This is a genomic window from Mesorhizobium sp. WSM3626 (assembly GCF_000513935.1).
Taxonomy (GTDB): Bacteria; Pseudomonadota; Alphaproteobacteria; order Rhizobiales; family Rhizobiaceae; genus Mesorhizobium; species Mesorhizobium salmacidum.
On record NZ_AZUY01000042.1, the window covers coordinates 1 to 18,948 of the forward strand.

At 63.1% G+C, this 18,948-nt stretch carries 19 protein-coding genes and 1 pseudogene; 9 read left to right on the forward strand and 11 right to left on the reverse strand.

What is annotated here, in order from left to right; genetic code table 11:
* The coding region (locus M653_RS0123980; protein WP_027145614.1) for a RidA family protein at positions 1-348 on the forward strand (348 nt) is incomplete at its 5' end.
* 103 nt (positions 349-451) lie between these two features.
* On the opposite strand, the gene M653_RS0123985 is transcribed toward M653_RS0123980, so the two are convergent.
* A complete protein-coding gene (locus M653_RS0123985; RefSeq protein WP_245262299.1) occupies positions 452-1,507 on the reverse strand; it encodes an aldo/keto reductase in 1,056 nt (351 codons plus the stop codon).
* A gap of 498 nt (positions 1,508-2,005) precedes the next feature.
* Here M653_RS0123985 and M653_RS0123990 point away from each other — a divergent pair, with 498 nt between their 5' ends.
* Positions 2,006-3,193 carry an alpha-D-ribose 1-methylphosphonate 5-triphosphate diphosphatase gene (locus M653_RS0123990; RefSeq protein WP_027145616.1) on the forward strand — a complete coding sequence of 396 codons (1,188 nt, stop codon included), beginning with the start codon at positions 2,006-2,008 and terminating at the stop codon, positions 3,191-3,193.
* 60 nt (positions 3,194-3,253) lie between these two features.
* On the opposite strand, the gene M653_RS01000000133310 is transcribed toward M653_RS0123990, so the two are convergent.
* The 5 genes from M653_RS01000000133310 to M653_RS0124015 all read right to left on the reverse strand — a co-directional run bounded on the left by M653_RS01000000133310 (position 3,254) and on the right by M653_RS0124015 (position 7,126).
* Positions 3,254-4,957, reverse strand: coding sequence for a phospholipase D-like domain-containing protein (locus M653_RS01000000133310; protein ID WP_051442782.1), 1,704 nt, complete (start codon positions 4,955-4,957; stop codon positions 3,254-3,256).
* A gap of 149 nt (positions 4,958-5,106) precedes the next feature.
* On the reverse strand, positions 5,107-5,307 hold the full coding sequence (locus M653_RS0124000) for a hypothetical protein (protein ID WP_027145617.1): 201 nt from the start codon (positions 5,305-5,307) through the stop codon (positions 5,107-5,109).
* Positions 5,308-5,385: 78 nt separating this feature from the next.
* Positions 5,386-5,721 (reverse strand): hypothetical protein, encoded by a 336-nt coding sequence (locus tag M653_RS1000000137390; RefSeq protein WP_027145618.1) that lies wholly within the window; start codon positions 5,719-5,721, stop codon positions 5,386-5,388.
* A gap of 52 nt (positions 5,722-5,773) precedes the next feature.
* The gene (locus M653_RS0124010; RefSeq protein ID WP_027145619.1) at positions 5,774-6,283 is read right to left on the reverse strand and encodes a hypothetical protein; all 510 of its coding nucleotides are present in this window, start codon (positions 6,281-6,283) and stop codon (positions 5,774-5,776) included.
* 12 nt (positions 6,284-6,295) lie between these two features.
* A complete protein-coding gene (locus M653_RS0124015; RefSeq protein ID WP_027145620.1) occupies positions 6,296-7,126 on the reverse strand; it encodes a class I SAM-dependent methyltransferase in 831 nt (276 codons plus the stop codon).
* Between the two features lie 84 nt (positions 7,127-7,210).
* Between M653_RS0124015 and M653_RS0124020 the strand changes: the two genes are divergently transcribed.
* The 3 genes from M653_RS0124020 (at position 7,211) to M653_RS0124030 (ending at position 10,705) form a co-directional block, all read left to right on the forward strand.
* Positions 7,211-8,137, forward strand: a complete 927-nt coding sequence (locus tag M653_RS0124020) for a LysR substrate-binding domain-containing protein (RefSeq protein ID WP_027145621.1) — start codon at positions 7,211-7,213, stop codon at positions 8,135-8,137.
* 108 nt (positions 8,138-8,245) lie between these two features.
* Positions 8,246-10,261 (forward strand): amidase, encoded by a 2,016-nt coding sequence (locus tag M653_RS0124025; protein WP_027145622.1) that lies wholly within the window; start codon positions 8,246-8,248, stop codon positions 10,259-10,261.
* A gap of 24 nt (positions 10,262-10,285) precedes the next feature.
* Positions 10,286-10,705 carry a VOC family protein gene (locus tag M653_RS0124030; protein WP_027145623.1) on the forward strand — a complete coding sequence of 140 codons (420 nt, stop codon included), beginning with the start codon at positions 10,286-10,288 and terminating at the stop codon, positions 10,703-10,705.
* 14 nt (positions 10,706-10,719) lie between these two features.
* Here M653_RS0124030 and M653_RS0124035 read toward each other — a convergent pair whose 3' ends face one another.
* From M653_RS0124035 to M653_RS0124045, 3 genes are all read right to left on the reverse strand, one after another.
* The gene (locus M653_RS0124035; protein WP_027145624.1) at positions 10,720-11,055 is read right to left on the reverse strand and encodes a hypothetical protein; all 336 of its coding nucleotides are present in this window, start codon (positions 11,053-11,055) and stop codon (positions 10,720-10,722) included.
* A 61-nt stretch (positions 11,056-11,116) separates the two neighbouring features.
* Positions 11,117-11,761 carry a ThuA domain-containing protein gene (locus M653_RS0124040; protein WP_027145625.1) on the reverse strand — a complete coding sequence of 215 codons (645 nt, stop codon included), beginning with the start codon at positions 11,759-11,761 and terminating at the stop codon, positions 11,117-11,119.
* Between the two features lie 49 nt (positions 11,762-11,810).
* Entirely contained in the window at positions 11,811-12,833 is a 1,023-nt protein-coding gene (locus M653_RS0124045) for an LLM class flavin-dependent oxidoreductase (protein ID WP_027145626.1), read from the reverse strand.
* A gap of 178 nt (positions 12,834-13,011) precedes the next feature.
* On the opposite strand from M653_RS0124045, the pseudogene M653_RS1000000134665 reads away from it, so the two are divergent.
* Together M653_RS1000000134665 and M653_RS0124055 are read left to right on the forward strand one after the other, a co-directional pair.
* Positions 13,012-14,036 (forward strand): annotated as a pseudogene (locus tag M653_RS1000000134665) (CaiB/BaiF CoA-transferase family protein).
* An 82-nt stretch (positions 14,037-14,118) separates the two neighbouring features.
* On the forward strand, positions 14,119-14,619 hold the full coding sequence (locus M653_RS0124055) for a peptide deformylase (RefSeq protein WP_027145627.1): 501 nt from the start codon (positions 14,119-14,121) through the stop codon (positions 14,617-14,619).
* Positions 14,620-14,697: 78 nt separating this feature from the next.
* Here M653_RS0124055 and M653_RS0124060 read toward each other — a convergent pair whose 3' ends face one another.
* Positions 14,698-14,976 (reverse strand): hypothetical protein, encoded by a 279-nt coding sequence (locus M653_RS0124060; protein ID WP_027145628.1) that lies wholly within the window; start codon positions 14,974-14,976, stop codon positions 14,698-14,700.
* A 134-nt stretch (positions 14,977-15,110) separates the two neighbouring features.
* Positions 15,111-16,607, reverse strand: coding sequence for an aldehyde dehydrogenase family protein (locus tag M653_RS0124065; RefSeq protein ID WP_027145629.1), 1,497 nt, complete (start codon positions 16,605-16,607; stop codon positions 15,111-15,113).
* Between the two features lie 368 nt (positions 16,608-16,975).
* Here M653_RS0124065 and M653_RS0124070 point away from each other — a divergent pair, with 368 nt between their 5' ends.
* Positions 16,976-17,950 carry a UDP-glucuronic acid decarboxylase family protein gene (locus M653_RS0124070; protein ID WP_027145630.1) on the forward strand — a complete coding sequence of 325 codons (975 nt, stop codon included), beginning with the start codon at positions 16,976-16,978 and terminating at the stop codon, positions 17,948-17,950.
* Positions 17,947-18,918 carry a UDP-glucose 4-epimerase GalE gene (galE, locus tag M653_RS0124075; RefSeq protein ID WP_027145631.1) on the forward strand — a complete coding sequence of 324 codons (972 nt, stop codon included), beginning with the start codon at positions 17,947-17,949 and terminating at the stop codon, positions 18,916-18,918. The genes M653_RS0124070 and galE overlap by 4 nt, the downstream gene beginning before the upstream one ends.
* Positions 18,919-18,948: the final 30 nt, after the last annotated feature.

Sequence of the window (18,948 nt, forward strand, 5' to 3'; positions counted from 1 at the left end):
GCCGCCATTCGCTCGGGCGACCTTCTCTTCGTATCGGGTCAGGTCGGGAGCCGCAACGACGGCTCGCCCGAGCCCTTGTTCGAGGATCAGGTTAGGCGGGCCTTTGCCAATCTGCGCGAGGTCTTGGCCGCCGCCGGATGTAGCTTCGATGACGTGGTCGACGTCACCACCTTCCACACCAAACCGGACGAACAGATCGAAACGGTGCTGGCCGTCCGGGCCGAAGAGATCGGCCAACCTCCCTATCCGAACTGGACAGCGGTTGGCGTCAACTGGCTTGCCGGCTTTGATTTCGAGATCAAGGTTGTCGCCCGCATCCCTGCCGACGACCAGCGGCCGGTCGGCTGACAAATGCTGACCGGTCGCAAGCAGTGTACTGGCGCGGACGACCGTTTGGGAACTCGCTAGCAAGCCGGACCCGCACATATAGCCTTCGGCGAACGCGAGGGGCCTACCAGGCATAGGCCCCCGGCGCTTCGCCGCCGGGGCCTGGCCAAATCTTGTCCAGCCTCTTCAGAGTTTCATTCGAGAGGTTCAGCGAGGGTGCCTTCAAGTTCTCGCGGAGTTGCACCACCGCCCGGGGGCCGCTGATCACCGCGCTGACAATCGGATTGTGGAGCAACCACGCGAGGGCCACGAGGGCAGGCGCTTCGCCCAGTTCATCACAGAACGCTTCATAGGCTTCCAGTTGCGAGCGCTTTTCGGCGACCCGCGTTTGAAGCGGCGTTGACGAGCCGTGCCCCTGCGCTGCCCCGCGGAGCACGCCGCCGAGCAACCCACCGCCGATCGGTCCATAGGGGATGAGGCCCACCCCGTAGTGACGCAGCGCCGGGATCACCTCTAGCTCGATGGTACGCTGCGCGAGGTTGTAGAGGCTCTGCTCGGAAGCCAGTCCCATCAGATTGCGCGACGCGGCCGTGCACTGGGCGGAGGCGATGTCCCAGCCGGCGAAGTTGCTGCTGCCCACGTAGGTGATCTTGCCCTCATGGATCAGCTGCTCCATCGCCTGCCAGATCTCCTCCCATGGCGTGGCCCGATCGACGTGATGCATCTGGTAGAGATCGATGTGATCAGTCTTCAGCCGCCGCAAGCTGGCTTCGCAGGCGCGTCGGATGTGATAGGCAGACAAGCGGCGATCGTTGGGACCAGTATCCATAGGCTGGTAGACCTTCGTCGCCAACACAATCCGGTTGCGCCGGCCGCCCTGCGCTATCCAACGGCCGATGATCTCTTCGGAGATGCCGTAGCCCTTGTCCATTTCGGGCGATTGCGGGCCGCCATAAACATCCGCCGTGTCGAAGAGATTGATGCCGGCGTCGAGAGCTTCGTCCATGATCGTGACACTGTCCGACTCATCGATCTGCCAGCCGAATTCCATCGTGCCGAGGGCTATTCGGCTGACCTTGATGCCGGTCCGGCCTAGATGAGTGTAATTCATGGCAACACCTTTGATTTGTTCCAGGATAGCGAACTTCTGCCCCCGTGACTTCCGATGCATCCATGCCATGCGCAACCTAGCGGAATCCTCCAGCTAGAACCGCCCATCTTGTACCGCAACTCGCACGTACAGCGAAGCTCCGCTTTCCCGCCCTAAGTGCCTAATTCTAGCGCGATGCAGCTAGGTCGGCTCTCCGCCCTCCTCGCTCACGTGCACTCTTGGCGCAAAGCCGGCTGCGGCCTCTGCAGTAGCGATGTCCGCTTTTGGTGAATGGACTGGACCGTATAAATGACCTGCCGTAAGCGCATTACTGACGTGGGCAACCAACGTGCGTCTCGTATCACCTCACATCTTGCGGTTTTTATCCACGCTGGCAGCACCTGTCCGTCCTTACACAACTCTGTCACGAAGCCAGCCTATCCGATCATCGGAACTAAAACATCCGCATGACACGCCTTGAAACCGCCTGGCCGCAGGGCGATCGGGAAATGTGGAATGCTGCTTTCGGAGACGACCATGCTTGAACGGAGGGCCGCGCCCCACCGGGATCACCCGAAGAAACGGGACATGTGGCTGAGTGAATTCGAGATTGTCCTGCGCGACCGTGTCATTGCCAATGGCGCTGTCAGGATCGAAGACGGCCGGATCGCCGAGATCCGCGACCAGCCTGTCGAGAATGCCGACCTCATCGGCGGCGGCCGCCTGCTGCTGCCTGGCTTCATCGACATGCATGGCGACATGGTGGAGCGGGAAGTGGAGCCGCGCAGCGGGGTCCACGTGCCGATGGCAATCGGCATCGCCGAACTCGACAAGCGGCTGGCCTCCTGCGGCGTGACCACCGCCTATGCCGCGCTCTCCTTCATCGGCAACAGCGCCACCGCGGCTTTGCTGCGCTCGGAAGAACACACATCTTCCATCATCGAGACCATCACTGGGCTGAAAGACGACCTTCTGGTCGATCACCGCATCCATGCCCGTTTCGAGGTGACGTTCACCGCGGCTGTCGGCGTGCTGGAAAGGCTGATGGATGCCGGCAAGTTGCATCTGGTTTCGCTGATGGATCATACGCCCGGACAGGGACAGTACCGCGATGTCGAATTGTATATCGCCCGCTTGGCCAAGGAGCGTGGCATGTCGATAGCCGGTGTGTCCGAGGTCGTCGGCAAGCGCATGGCGGATCGAAACGGGCATGGCGGTGTGCTCGGCACGCTGCAGAGCCTGTCGGCGTTTGCCCGCGCTCGCGGCATCGTGCTCGCCTCGCACGATGACGACACTCTGGAAAAGGTGGAGTTTGTCCACGGCCTGGGAACCGTGCTCAGCGAATTCCCGGTGACCCTGGAGGCGGCGCGGGAAGCCCGCCGGCTGGGCATGTATACGGCCATGGGCGCGCCCAACGCGCTGCGTGGAGAATCCTATTCGGGCAATCTTTCCGCCCGCCAGGCCTATGAGGCCGGGCTGCTCGACATGCTGGCCAGCGACTATCACCCGGCCTCGATCCTGCCGGCCGTGCTCGGCCTGGCGGAACTGCGCGACAGTGGCCTGGCGAAGGCCGCGGCGCTGGCGAGCGCCAATCCGGCCGCGGCGCTCGGACTCACCGATCGCGGCGCCATCGAAGCCGGGCTTCTGGCCGATCTCGTCGTCGCCGACCGCCAGCCGGTGCCACGTGTGCGCGCAACCTTCCGCGCCGGCCGCATGATCTACGGCGACGGCACGCTGAGCCATTCGCCGTCTCCGGGTAACGGCAAAAGGCTCTAACGCTTTGTCTTGACGCAATTCCCCTTGGGGAAAGCGCCGCGCGCTTTTCCCGGAATTTCTCTAGGTGCCTGCCATCCAGAACGCCAGCATGCGCTTGGTCTCGCCGGTGGTCCGGCGCTTTTGCCAGCCCGGGTCACGCGACAGATATTGGAAGGGATCCTTCTTCTCCTTGGCCGCCTCCGCGAGATAGGCACGCCAGCGATAGTGGCTGTAGGTCTGCATGGCGTTGATGGCGTAGTGCATGGCGATCTTCTTGTGGCCCCGAATGACGATGAAGTTCTCGTCGTTGGCGGCACTCGCCGAGTGCGAAAAATTATGTGAGCCCGTGACGACGATGGGATCGTCGCTGAATGGATCGATCACCAGCACTTTTGAATGGGTGATGGCGTGACCTATGGCCGAGAAGAAGTCGGCAGCCGTGCCTTCCACGGCCCATTGCCCAACCGATTTCTCAACCCCGGTATCCCGCGCCGCATCGAGGAAAAAATCCTCGGGCTTCGCCTTCAGCAGCTTGAACTCCTCGAGACCCTTGCCGGTGAAACGGGTCGCGACGCCGCGCACATAGAGCTTCTTTTCCTTCTGAAGCCTGAGCAATGTTCGCACCGGCTCGTTGCCCGGCTGAAACATCACGAAGAAGACCCCATGCTGCGCACCTTCCACCAGTTTGACGAGTTCCTTGATGTCGATTTCATCGCTCAGGCTCGAGAACCAGCTGTCGATGGTGCCGGCACCGAACGCGATGCCTTGCTCGGGCGAATTGTTGGATCGCAGCAGGTCGTCGGAAACCGCGCTCTTTGCGTCGACCAGCAGGTTGAACTGCGCTTCATACCGCTTTGCCAGCACCGGATGCTCGAGCATGATGCCATTGTTGAGCTGCGTGCAGAGACCGGTCGGTGTCCAGTTCGTGCTCCCGGTCCACACCTTGGTCGGCTCGAACTTGTCATCCGCAGCGCGCCCGATGACCAGGAACTTGTTGTGGGCCAGTGCTTTCGGCGCGAGGAAGCGGTCGTGCACGACAACATCCGCGCCGCGCAGACGCGCCCGCGCATCCGCGTTTTCGTCCTCGCCCTCGGCATCGACGCTTCCATTCGCCAGGACGATCTTCGCCCGTTTGCCGATGGCGCTGAGCCCGTCGATGAGTTCCTCGTCGCTGAGCTCATAGAGGGCGGCATGCAGCTCCAGCTCCTCATCGGCCGCGACCTCGGCCATCATCTTCAGCATCGTCTCGCGCAATGTGCCGCCCAGAAAGGCCCTCGCCTCACGGTCGACATTCTTGCTGACGATGACGGCGGTTTCTTTCAACTCCTTGAGCGTGATCCCCTTGCGCTTCATGTAACGCGCCATGAACTGCGACAGCACATAACCCCGGTTGAAGTGGACACTGGCACCGTCGCCGCAATCGGCGGAAAGTGTCAGCATTTCGGACCATTCGCTCGCCGGCCCGTCTTCCAGCGCGCCGGCGGCACCCTTGACCCTCGCGACGATACGATAGGCAATGACGTCGCCAAGGTCGGCGGCGTGGTCTGTCCAGTCATAGCGTTGGAATGGCCAGATCTGCGAGGAACGCGAGACGATCCGGTTGCCGTCCTTGTCGACCTCCGTATCGTCTTCGAACCCGACGCGGTTCGACAGATAGTTGGGGGCGGAGGCGCCGCGGCGGCACTGGATGGCAAATCCCAGACATCCCTCAATGTCCTCCTGATGCGACCAGACGAGATGCACATCGTCGGCATTTGCAAATACTTTCAAGATGATATCGGCCACATAAGCCTCCCACGCCGCTGTCAGGACTTCTTGTCTGTCCGCTGCGCACGATGGATCGCATGGGAAGCGTCGAGACGACCGCGATTGAATCTCCCGCCCGATCCGAAGCGCGGACGACATTGCGTTTTGAATGTCGATTGGGTTCGGAGCTAAAGATCGAGCTCCACCATCATTCCACGCTCCTCTGCCATTTCCAGCAGCAGATCCTGCAGGGTTTCAATGGTCTGGGCCTTGCGGGCTGTCGCCGGCAGTTCCTCAATACTCTCCTTCATCGAAATCACGGCGACCCCGGTTTTCTCCGAGAGCAGCCGTGCGATAGCTGCGCGGATAAGCGCATTCTGATCGGGCATGATGCCCCCTTCATGCTATGATAACGGCACCATTTCTTTCACGCTGCATGCCTTGTCGCAACTTATGCGAGCATTGATTCACGCTTGCAAGTCGTCTCGTTGATATTCGTATGATCGACAGCCGCTCAACAGCGAGAGCGACGGCACCCCGCTGTCGTCGGGTTCCATGGCGGCAAGCAGGGCCAGCGGCACTTCGTGCCGACAGAGCCCGATCAAGATCCTGCCTTCCACCGCAACCGGCAATTCGGTGTATCTGTCGAAAATGGAAAACGTGCCTGTCGGCTCGTACAGGATCTCGAAACGCTCCAAATCGCAAACCTCACTTCCCCCGGAAGCCGTGTAACGCACGCGCCCATCAGAGGTTGCATAAAGAATCGATTTTTCCCGAGGGCCGCCGCTGAAGGCCGAAATCATCGAGGAGATGAAGGAGGCAGGCGGCAACCGAGGCCGATGCCGTCCCTCCTCATCAGGGGTGGGAGCCCTGAACCGCCTCAGGCCGGCGACGCATCAGCAGATAGAAGGCGGCGATGTGCGTGATCATCAGAAGCGGCACATAGAGGATCGGGATCGCGTAGGCCGCCCCCAGTTCCCCTGCCAGATCGGGAAGGCCGAGTTGGACCCCTTGATAATAGTCGACGACGATGTCGACGGTTCCCACGAGATTGAAGGCGACGACGAGCGGCCAGAATAGCTGATGTCTGCGTGCCGTCAGAAGCGCCAGCATGGCCAGCAGGCCGGTGGCGAAATCACCATAGGCCGCAAGGACGGCGAAACCAGCCGGCAGACTGGGCCCGACGACACCTGGAAGCATGAAGACAAGCCCGAAGAAGCGGAAGCTGTGCAGCGTGGCGATGGCGCGTTGCGCCTCAAGGCGGTCCATCGCTTTGAGCCTGGGCCAGGCATAGGCGCCGAAGCACAGCAACCATGGCACGTAGCCCAGAGCGAGATGGATGTCGAAGATCATGGCCGGTGACATTCCTGCCTCCCCTCAGGCCTCGCGCGGAATGGCTTCGAAGACGGCGGTCAGAATGCCCAGCCGGCCTTCCCCGAGATTGCGTCCGAGGTTGGCGGCAACTCCCGCGAAGTCCGGCCCCATGACGAGGCCGAGATTGAGCAAAGGGGGCGGTCCGGACGCCCGCAATTGCGAAAACCACGCCTTGGCTGCCTCGGTGTCGTCTTGCCATACCAGCGTTTCAAAGCCTGCCTGCTCGATCCGCGCTTGCGTTTCAGCCGCGGTGAGCAAGAAACTCTCCGCCGGGCTTCGTGCCCAGGGAACGGGATAGTGCGGATCGCCGCCGTTCAACACGACGTCGTAGGTGGCAAACCTGCCGCCCGGCTTAAGCACCCGCCTGATCTCGTCATAGAGCCGTCCGCGCTCGGTGATGTTCATCGCCACGTGCTGCAGCAACACGACATCGAAATGGCTGCCCTCGAAGGGAAGCGCCAGTGCGCTGGCGCCCTCGAACGTCACCTGTTCGCCCAGCCCCATTCGTTCGGTCAGATAGTGCGCGGCCTCGACGAAAGGCTCGCTGAGGTCTACGCCCGTCACCCGGCAGCCATGGGTCGCCGCCAGGAAACGGGCCGGCCCGCCGAGCCCCGATCCGACATCAAGGACGATCGTTTCCGGGCCAATTCCGGCCAACCCGGCAAGCTCGGCGGTCGCCGCGAGCCCGCGGGTGTGGAATTGGTCGAGCCCCGCCAGCTGCTCCGGCATGAGCCGTTGATCCTCTGGTCCCAAAGCGGCCAGTGCCGTCTTGAGACGCTCGGTCAGGCCGCTCGCGCGGTAGTGAGCGCGCACTGCGTCGAGATTATCCGTCATTGCGGTTTCCTCTGGATTTCCGTCGTTGCTGCAGAGATAGAGGCGCTTTCTAACCGCGACTATCCGCGATAATGTCGATGCGCCATGAAGCAGAACTTCACAGTCAGGCAGGGAGCGCTCGACGGCGTAGAGGCCTTCCTGAGCGTCGCCCGGCATCGTAATTTCCGCAAGGCGGCGGCCGAGCTCAAGGTAACGCCGTCGGCGATGAGCCAGGCGATCCGCACGCTCGAGGCGCGCATCGGCGCCGCGCTCTTCATCCGCACGACGCGCAGCGTCGGCCTGACCGAAGCCGGGGAGCGCTTTCTGTCACGTGCCGGACCTGCATTCGAGGAACTGGTCGCCGCGAGCGAGGTGGCGCGCGATCTCGGCCAGCGGCCGACCGGACTGCTGCGCCTCTCGGTACCGCCGTCGGTGGTGCCGATTCTGCTGGAGCCGCTCATCGCATCCTTCTGCCAGGCCTATCCGGAAATCGAGCTGGAGATCGTCGCCAGTGGAGAACTCGTCGATCTTGCCGCCGAGGGCTTCGACGCCGGCATCCGGCCCGGCGAATTTGTCGCCGCCGACATGATCGCGGTGCGTTTGACGCCGCCGCTGCCATTCGTGGTCGTCGGCAGCCCTGATTATCTGCGCCAGCGGAACGTGCCGCAACACATCGAGGATCTGCGCAGCCATGCCTGCCTGCGCATGCGCCGGTCAAACGGATCGATCGCGCCCTGGCCCTTTGTCGACGGCAACAAGTCGGTCGAGGCCATCGTCTCCGGGCCGCTGATCGCCCATGATTATCCGACGCTTCTGGGCGCGGCGATGCAAGGGGCCGGCCTTGCCCAGGTGCCCCAGCCGCTCGCCAGCGTGCCCGTCGCTGACGGCCGGTTGCAGGAGGTGCTGAGGTCCTTTGCCGTGACCTTGCCTGGGCTTTTCCTGTACTACCCGGGAAAGCGTCAGGTCTTGCCCAAGCTGCGCGCGTTCATCGACCATGTCAGGCATCGAAGCGACGCCGAGGCACGCGCCTGAGCCCACCTGGCCCGCAACGAATTGCGATTGGCGCTTGCCGAAGCCGGCGGCCTCGCTCATCCATGGCGTACAGACACATGGCATACAGACAACAGCCTGGGAACAATGATGACCGACGCCAGCTTTCACCTCGTCGAAGCGACGATCGACCAACTGCGGCGCGCGCTCGATGACGGCCTCGTCACCAGCATCGAGCTGGTCGCGGCCTATCTCAGGCGCATCGCGCATTTCGACCGGCATGGCATCGCGCTGAACGCCGTGCCGGTGCTCAACCCAGCCATGTTCGAGGAAGCCGCCGCTTCCGACGAGCGGCGGCGCGCCGGCGCCCTGCTCGGCCCGCTCGACGGCATCCCCTACACCGCCAAGGACAGCTACAAGGTCAAGGGCCTGACGGTCGCCGCCGGCTCGCCGGCCTTCGAGCATCTCGTCGCCAACGAGGATGCCTTCACCATCGCCAGGCTGCGTGCCGGCGGCGCGGTGCTGATCGGCCTCACCAACATGCCGCCGATGGCCAATGGCGGCATGCAGCGCGGCGTCTATGGCCGCGCCGAAAGCCCCTACAATGCCGACTACCTGACCGCCGCCTTCGCGTCGGGCTCCTCCAATGGCTCGGGCACCGCGACGGCGGCCAGCTTCTGCGCCTTCGGGCTCGGAGAGGAAACCTGGTCGTCCGGCCGCGCTCCCGCCACCAACAATGCGCTCGTCGCCTACACGCCGTCGCGTGGCGTGATCTCGGTGCGCGGCAACTGGCCCTTGGTGCCGACCATGGACGTGGTGGTGCCGCACACGCGCAGCGTACCCGACATGCTGGAACTGCTCGATGTCATCGTCGCCGACGATCCGGAAACGCGAGGCGATTTCTGGCGCGCGCAGCCCTGGGTCGCGCTGCCCAAGAGTTCCGAGCTACGCCCGCCCCGCTATACGAATCTAGCGCTTGTCGGATCGCTGAAAGGCATGCGGCTCGGCGTGCCCAGAATGTATATCGGCCGCGACGGCGAGGCCGGCCGGCCGATCGAAACCCGCGCCTCGGTGCTCGCCCTATGGGAACAGGCGGCTGCGGATTTGCGGCGGCTCGGCGCCGAGGTGGTCGAGGTCGATTTTCCCGTCGTCTCCAACTATGAGCGTGACCGCCCCGGCGCGCGAACCATGGTCGAGCGCGGACTGGTGCCGCGGGATTTCGCCGAGCGCGAACTCTGGGACCTCAGCATCTGGGGCTGGGACGATTTCCTGCGCGCCAATGCCGACCCCGCCTTACCCGATCTCGCCTCGGTCGACGGCCCCAGGATTTTCCCGCAGCCGCCCGGCACGCTGCCAGACCGTTATGACGGCGGCTTCGACTTGGCGCAGTATGTCGACCGCGCGAGATCGGGCGTCACGCCGTTAGCCGACATTCCCACGCTGGAGGACGGCATCAAGGGGCTGGAGATGACAAGGCGCATCGATTTCGAGGACTGGCTCGACGCCAACCGCCTCGACGCCGTGGTGCTGCCGGCTGCCGCCGATGTCGGCCCGGCCGACGCCGACGTCAACGAAGCGTCCGCCGATCTTGCCTGGCGCAACGGCACCTGGGTCGCCAACGGCAATCTGGTCTGGCGCCATTTCGGCATCCCGACCGTCACCGTGCCGATGGGCACGATGGCCGACACCGGCATGCCGGTCGGCCTGACCTTCGCCGGCAAGGCCTATGACGACGAAAGGCTGCTGCGCATGGCCGGCGATTTCGAACAATCGACCCAGCGCCGCACCCGCCCGCCGCGCACGCCCGAGCTGGCCGATGACCTGTTTTCAGGCCGACCCGTCCGGGCCGGCAACGGCAAGGCGCGCGCGCTCAAGCTTATGGCCGTGACACGGGCCTCAGGTGATCTGGACGAGATCGCCATCACACTCGAAATGGTTGGCGAGGTTGCCGAAACGGCCAGCGTCAAGGTACATCTCAATGGAGAAGCCGTTGAGATGCAGCGAAGCGGTGCGTGTTTCACCGGGCGGGCGCTTGTCCCTGCCGCCGAGCATCGTCGGTCCCACAGTGTCTGGCGCGGCTCGTACGGCTCCATTGTCACGGCGGAGCTGCGACTGCATGATGGGCGCACCGCCGGCGCCTATGCGGTTACCGGCGGGATTGGGTGAGGAGCAGCCAGGATGGGCTCAGCCATGATCAAGGTCAAGCAACTCGCCCATCTCTGCATCTTCGCCAATGACCTCGAAGAGACGCGGCGCTTCTACAGTGATGTCCTTGGCATGGACGTCCAGTTCAACTTCCTGCGCGACGGCGCGATTTTCGGGTTCTACCTCAATTGCGGCGGCCGCAGCCATGTCGAGGTTTTCCAGAAGGACGGAGCACGGTTCAGCGAGACGGACCAGATCAACCATTTCTGCCTGGAGGTCGAGAACATCGATGCCGCGATCGCCCACATCACGTCCATGGACGTCGACGTCACCGCCAAGAAACTCGCCTGCGATGACACCTACCAGGCCTGGCTGCGCGACCCCAACGGCGTGAAGATCGAACTGTTCGAATACACCGGCAAAAGCGCGCAATTTACCGGCGGTGATCGGGTCGCCGACTGGTAGAGCCTGATCAAGATTTAACGCTTTGCGGCATAGGCAAGGTACGAGCGGATCGTCTCCAGCTTGTCTTGCGACAAGCCGGAGATGAGAGCTTCGTCCATATGCCCTGCGAGAATGAGACGGGTAAACACGTCCAGAAGCTGGGAGTAACGGTAGTCGAACATCCAGTCGATCTCCCGTCGCTGTTCCCGCAAAAAATCCTCGACCTCCCACATCTCGGAAGGTTGCGTCGCTGCACTGGCCTTGCTCTTGAACTCGGCCATCGTCTTTGCCAGCGCCACCTCCAACGCCGCATCGAACGCCCGGCGCGCGATCTTCTTTTCGGACGCTGACCAGCTATCCCGGGTGTCCATCACCGTCTCCGCGCATCTCCTCCGACCCTAAGCCCAGGATTTCATGAAACCGCGCTTACGGCTAGCGCGCGGCCCACAGCAAACCGCGCTCGGCAATCAGCGCCATTTCCGGCACCGCGAACTCGTCCGCCGTGTGGCCAAGCGAACTGTAAAAGACCTTGCCGGCGCCGTAGCGGCGCTTCCAGACGACCGGCATGACGACACCGCCAATCCCGGGGAAATGCGCGTCGGTGAAGGTGGTCGTCGCCAGCACCTCGTTGCCCGGGTCGACATGCATGTAATATTGCTCCGACCGGTAGGCGAAACCACTGACGCCGCTGGTGATCGGGTCGTCCGGCCGGGCGATGACGACACGGTAGTCGATGATGTCACCGGGATGCGCGACCCACTGGCCGCCGGTCATGAACTGATAGTCCGGCTCATTGCGAAAGCTGTCGCCCATCGTGCCGTGAAAACCGCCGAGCCCGCTCCCTTGGCGAACCGCCTGCGTCAGGTTCTTCAGTTCGGCCTTTTCGATCGTCGACATGGTGATGACGGGCACGATGAGATCGAATGAAGCGAGGTCCGGATCGGCGAACATCGCCGTGCCGTGGCCGAGCGTGACCGCGAACCCGTTACGCACCAGCATATCGCGCACGACATTGGCGCTGCGCTCCGGTGTGTGGCCTTCCCAGCCGCCCCAGGCAATCAGGGCTTTCTTCGGCATGCGGCAACCTCCCTCGATCCATTAGACCGACGACCGCTCGCCGCATGGGTCAGCGCCAGCCGAGCGCCGGCGCGACATGGGTGAGGATCGCCTCGATGACATGGGCGTTGTAGTCGACGCCGAGCTGGTTGGGAACCGTGAGCAGCAGCGTATCGGCCTCGGCGATCGCCTCGTCCTGCGCAAGCTCCTTGATCAGCACGTCCGGCTCCGCGGCGTAGCTGCGGCCGAAGATTGCCCGCGTATTCTCCTCGATGAAGCCGATCTGGTCGCGGCTCTCATTGCCGCGGCCGAAATAGGCGCGGTCGCGATCGTCGACCAGCGCGAAGATGCTGCGGCTGACCGAGACGCGCGGTTCGCGTTCATGTCCGGCCGCCTTCCACGCCTCGCGATAGATGCGGATCTGCTCGGCCTGTTGGACATGGAACGGCTTGCCGCTCTCGTCGAATTTCAACGTCGAGCTCTGCAAATTCATGCCGAGCTTCGCCGCCCATTGCGAGGTTGCGTTGGTGGCCGCGCCCCACCAGATGCGCTCGCGCAAGCCCTCCGAATGCGGCTCGAGCCTGAGCAGGCCGGGCGGATTGGGAAACATCGGCCTTGGATTAGGTTGGGCGAAGCCTTCGCCACGCAGCGTATCGAGAAAAACCTCGGCGTGGTGGCGGGCCATGTCGGCGTCGCTTTTGCCTTCCTGCGGCACGTAGCCGAAGTAACGCCAGCCATCGATCACCTGCTCGGGCGAGCCGCGGCTGATGCCGAGCTGCAGGCGTCCGCCGGCGATGATGTCGGCGGCACCCGCATCCTCGGCCATGTAAAGCGGATTTTCGTAGCGCATATCGATGACCGCCGTACCGATCTCGATGCGGCTGGTCTTGGCGCCGACGGCCGCCAGCAGCGGGAATGGCGATGCGAGCTGGCGGGCGAAGTGATGCACGCGGAAATAGGCGCCGTCCGCGCCGAGCTGCTCGGCCGCGACCGCGAGATCGACGGATTGCAGCAGCGCGTCCGAAGCTGAACGCACCTGCGATTGCGACGAGGGCGTCCAGTGCCCGAATGACAGGAAACCGATTTTCTTCATCGCCGTGAAGTATATGCGAGCGGCACGTGCTTCAATGGCAAAAGAGCGGGGTTACACACCGTCGCCCTCTCGGTGCCAAAAGTTCGCAATACCAAGCACCAACGCTGTGGAGGATGGGATGCTCAGGGGAATCCGCATCGTCGAGATCGAGGCGCTGGGGCCGGCGCCTTTCGCCGGCATGCTGCTCGCCGATCACGGCGCCGATGTCATCGTCGTCCACCGCAAGCACCCAGCTGTACCTGGTCAGCCTGAGCGCTCGCTGCTCGATCGTGGCAAGCGCTCCATCGCGCTTGACCTGAAGAATGATGACGACGTGGCCGTGCTGATGCGCCTCATCGCCACCGCCGACGGGCTGATCGAGGGGTTCCGGCCCGGCGTGATGGAGCGTCTCGGGCTCGGCCCGGAGGCCTGCCTCGCCGTCAACCCGCGCCTGTCTACGGCCGCATGACCGGCTGGGGCCAGGAGGGACCGCTGGCCTCCACCGCGGGGCATGACATGAACTATATCGGCGTGTCGGGCGCGCTCTGGTACGCCTCCTTGCCGGGAGAACCGCCCATGGCGCCGCCGACGCTGGTTGGCGACACAGGCGGCGGCGCGCTCTATCTGGTGATCGGCATGCTCGCCGGGATCATGAATGCCCGCGCCGACGGCAAAGGCACCATCGTCGATGCCGCGATCGTCGACGGCTCGGCCCACATGATGAACCTACTGATGTCGCTCGGCCAGTCCGGCGCGCTCGCAGCCGAGCGCGGTCAAAGCCTGCTCGACGGACCGCATTGGTGCCGCGTCTACCGGACATCGGATGGCGGCTTCATCAGCGTCCAGTGCATCGAGCCGAAATTCTACGCGCTTTTCCTTGACAGGCTTGTCCTCGCCGCCGATCCGCAATTCGCCAACCAGTTCGATCGCGATCTCTGGCCGGCGCTCGGCCACCGACTTGCAGCGATCTTTGCCACGAAACCTCGCGACGAATGGGTCAAACTGTTCGAAGGGTCCGACGCCTGCGTCGGTCCAGTCCTCAGCCCCCATGAAGCCGCCCAGCATCCGCACATGACCGCGCGTGGCACATGGCAGACGGTGGACGGCGCGCTTCAGGCGGCTGCCGCGCCGCGCTTTTCCGGACGGGAACAAAAGACATCGGCCAAGAGCCCAGCGCGCGGCGAGCACGATGCCGAAATCCGTGCGGGCCTGGCGGAACCGTGATGGCGCCGTGTTAGGCTATGCCAGCTTGGCCGGTGGTCTACGGCCTCCCCCGACGAAGTGACTGGCAGATAGGACGAGGTCCGTGGCGGTTCGACCGATCATAAAGTTCCCCAATCCCCTCCTCCGTGCCCTGGCCGAACCCGTAGAGCTGTTCGACAGGGACCTGCACGGTTTGGCCGGCGACCTCATCGACACCATGCATGCGGCACCCGGGATCGGCATCACCGGCCCGCATATCGGCATCTTGAAACGCCTGGTCGTGATCCAGCTTCCTTCCGCGGCAAAGCCGGGAATCTATGTAAATCCATCTGTCATCCAGGCCTCCACCGAGATGATCCGTCACGCGGAAGGCAGCGTTTCGATGCCCGGCGTCACCGAGGACATCGAGCGGCACGCCCGCATACGCGTCCGCTATCAGGATCTGGATGGCAATGAGCGGTTCGAGGATGCCGAGGGCCTGCTGGCGGTTTGCCACCAGCATGAGATCGATCAGCTCGACGGGCTGTTCTGGACGCACAGGCTGACGCGCCTCAAGCGCGACCGGCTGATCAAGCGCTACGGCAAGCTGATGCGAGCCTCCTAGGCGCTGTACCCGCAGGAGAAGCGGCACCGGCGGATCGTGTCACCTTCGCAACGTGTTGGCCTGATGGCCGGCAGCCGATTATTTCCCGCAGTGGTGATCGTTGATCTTGTTTATCGCAAACCCGTCCGGACCAGTCCGGTGGTAGGAGCAGGTCCCCGCGGCCGTCGTGAACAACTGCTGGTCATAATAGCGCGGGCCGCCGAACAGGAAGTCGATGAGATCGTCGTTCGCGGGAACGTAGCGTTCCTGTTCGCCCTGTTGGTAGTGACGGTGCTTGGCCCCGGCGAATGCCGACGGGGACATGCCGAAGCCCATTGCGAGGGCAAGAGCGCAGATCGCTAACCGTTTGGTCGTCATCGCAAACACCCTTCTGTTTGGATTCCATATTATATTCAAATCCTCAGATGACGAGAAGTTCCTGGACCAGGGCGTTGCCAGCCGATTTGCGGCCGGACGCAATGCGGCCCGGCCTCACCTGAATGTCGGGACACCTAGTCGGTCTGGATCCAGACCGACTTCGTCTCCAGATATTCATGCAGGTGCTCGATGCCGCCTTCGCGGCCATGGCCGGACATCTTCATGCCACCGAACGGCACCGCCGGGTCGATAGCATGGTACATGTTGACCCAGACCGAGCCGGCCTTGATGCGGCGCGCCAATTTGTGCGCGGTGCCGAGATGGCTGGTGAAGATGCCGGCGGCCAGACCGTAGGGCGTTGCGTTGGCGCGGGCGACGGCCTCGTCGAGCGTATCGAACGGCATCGCCGAAATGACCGGCCCAAAAATCTCTTCGCGCGCGATGGTCATTTTGTCCGACACCGCGCCGAACACGGTCGGCGCGATGAAGTTGCCGCCATCGTAGAGTTCGCCTGTCAGCCGCGCGCCGCCGGCGACCAGTTCGGCGCCTTCGTCGCTGCCGGCCTTGATGTAGCCTTCCACCTTGCCGGCTTGCCTGGCATTGATGAGAGGTCCGATTTCGGTTTCCGCCTCGATGCCGTGGCCGACGCGCAGCCTGCCGGCGAACTCGGCCAGCCGGCGCACGAATTCGTCATGGATTTCGCGCGCCACGAACAGGCGCGAGCCGGCAATGCAGATCTGGCCCGAATGCACGAACACCGCCATCGCCGCGATCGGAACCGCCTTGTCGATATCGGCGTCGCGGCAGACAATGATTGGTGACTTGCCGCCGAGCTCCAGCGAAACGCGCTTGAGATTGGTCACGCCAGCCCGCGCGATCGCTTGGCCAGTGATAGTCGAGCCGGTGAAGACGATCTTGTTGACGTCGGGGTGTTCGGCGAGCCGCGCACCCGCTTCGGCGCCGGTTCCGGTGACGATGTTGACGACGCCGTCGGGTACGCCCGCTTCCTGCATCAGCCGGGCGATCAGCAGCGGCGTCAGCGATGCATCCTCCGAAGGTTTCAGCACGATGGTGCAGCCCGTGGCGAGCGCCGGCGCGATCTTCCAGATCGAGGCGGCGGTCGGCGCATTCCAGGGAATGATCGCGCCGACGACGCCGACCGGTTCGCGCCGGGTGAAGGTGACGATCTCGCCGGGAATGGAATTGTCGATCGCCTCGCCATGCAGCGCGGTCGCCATGCCGGCATAGAAGCGCAGCATGCCGATGACGCGGCGCCGGTTGGCCAGCGTGCGCGTGATCGGCAGCCCCATGTCGAGCGTGTCGGAGACGCTGAGCTCTTCCCAATGTGTCTCGAAAAGGTCGGCGATCCTGAGCAGCACGCATTGCCGCTCGTAGGGCGAGAACTTGGACCAGGGACCTTCGAACGCCGCGCGCGCCGCGCTCACCGCTGCATCCACATCGGCGGCTCCGCCACGCGGCACCGTCGCCAGCACTTCGCCGGTCGCCGGGTTCAGCGCCTGCATCTCCTCGCCGGACTGCGCCGCGACCCACTTGCCGCCGATGAACATCGGCCTGAATTCGCCATGATAGAGCGTCGTGGCCTTCGCCCTCGGGTCGAAGCTCAGCGTCATCTCTTCCTCCTCACGAATTCCGTGGCGACTAATACTCCCGGCGCGGGCGACCTCAAACAAGGAAAGCTGAAAAGGCGTTTTGGCGGCCACGACCGGGGGCACGCAGCGCATCCGCACCGGCCCGCGCGGCCGTTTAAGTCAAGGGCTGATGGTGGACCCGCAGGGCAGAAAGCTCCTGGAAAATCAATTGGTTAGCAGGCGGCTGGCCAACCCATACGCTTCGCGTGATCCGAGCAATGCCGAGACACCGCTGGGCGCACTTAGGAACATGTCTTGTCGGTAATGTAAATTGAAAGCGGTAGGCTGGAAAGTCGCCCAACTGTCAGGCTAGTTCCTGAACTATCCGAAATCGGCCTGGAGATCCCAAAATGCAGGTGGCAAAACGAATCCTGGTCACTGGAGGCGCGGGTTTCCTGGGATCGTTCTTGTGCGAGCGACTGCTTGGCGAAGGTCACGAGGTTATATGTGTCGACAATTTCTTCACCGGAAGCCGAAGAAACGTCTCGCATTTGCTCGACAACCGGTCCTTCGAGATCATCCGCCACGATGTGACGTTTCCACTCTACGTAGAAGTTGATGAGATATACAATCTCGCCTGCCCTGCGAGCCCTGTTCACTACCAGTTCGATCCGGTCCAGACGACCAAGACCAGCGTCCACGGGGCAATCAACATGCTGGGCCTGGCCAAGCACGTTCGCGCAAAAATTCTTCAGGCGTCCACGTCGGAAGTTTACGGCGACCCCGAAATTCACCCGCAGACCGAGGACTATTGGGGCCGGGTAAACCCGATAGGACCCCGTTCCTGCTACGACGAAGGCAAAAGATGTGCCGAAACTCTGTTTTTCGACTATTGGCGACAGCATAGGCTGCGGATCAAAGTCGCGCGCATCTTCAACACATACGGCCCGAGGATGCGTCCGGACGACGGCCGCGTCATTTCCAACTTCATCGTGCAAGCACTGCAGAACGAGCCGATAACAGTGTACGGCACGGGCCAGCAGACACGTTCATTTTGTTATGTCGACGATCTCATCGCAGGTCTGGTTCGCATGATGCGGACGGCTGACGATGTTACCGGTCCGATCAACCTTGGCAATCCGGTCGAATTTACGATGCTCGAACTCGCCAATCTTGTGATCGAGCTCACTGGAAGCCGGTCGACGATCGAATTCATGCCGCTGCCGATCGACGATCCAAAACAGCGACAACCCGATATCGGGACAGCGTTGCACGAGTTGAATTGGAGGCCGAAAACCGCATTGCGAGATGGTCTTGCCAAGACCATTGCCTATTTCGAAGGCTTGGCTTCGTCTGGGCATTTGCGGCCCGCGGCCGCCGAATGAAGACAGTCCTGGTCACCGGCGGGGCCGGCTATATCGGATCACATTGTTGCAAGGCTTTCGCCGAAGCCGGTTGGTCCGTCATTGCATATGACAATCTCTCGCGCGGTTGGCGCGACGCAGTCAAATGGGGGCCGCTCGTCGAGGGCGATATTTGCGACGCCGCGGCCGTGTCGGCGGCGTTGCGGCAATACAAGCCTGATGTGGTGGCGCATTTCGCTGCCTACGCCTATGTCGGCGAGTCTGTCGAGCACCCGGAACTCTATTACCGAAACAACAGTTTCGGCTCGCTGGTTTTATTCGAGGAAATGCTGAAGGCCGGCGCCGACAAGCTGATCTTTTCCAGCACTTGCGCGTCCTATGGCGTACCGGTTCGCTCGCCGATCGACGAAATGCATCCGCAGTCGCCCATCAATCCCTATGGATGGTCGAAATTCATCATAGAACGGATGGTGGACAGTCTGTCGTTCGCCCATGGTCTGAACGCGGTCGTGCTCCGGTATTTCAACGCGGCCGGATGCGATCCCGACGGCGAGATCGGTGAACGGCATGAACCGGAAACACACGTCATACCGCTCGCTATCGAGGCGGCGGTCAGGCCGGGCCGGATCTTTACCGTCAACGGCACCGACTTCGATACCCGCGATGGAACCGCGGTGCGGGACTATGTCCATGTCACCGATCTCGCGCGTGCCCACGTCCTGGCAGGGGAGAAGCTTCTCCGCGACAAGGGTGTCGACGTCTACAATCTCGGAACCGGAACCGGAACGACGGTGAAGGAATTGGTCGATGCGGTGAACCGGGCTTCGGGATCGCGCGTTCCGGTGGTCTACGGTCCGCGCAGGGCTGGTGACCCGCCAGCGCTCGTGGCCGCGGCCGGCAAGGCGCACCGGGAACTCGGCTGGGTGCCCGAGCAATCTGGAATCGACAGGATCGTCGAGACGGCATTGGCTTGGTATCGCAGCCGATAGCTACGCCAGACGGCCGGGTGGCCCTATGCC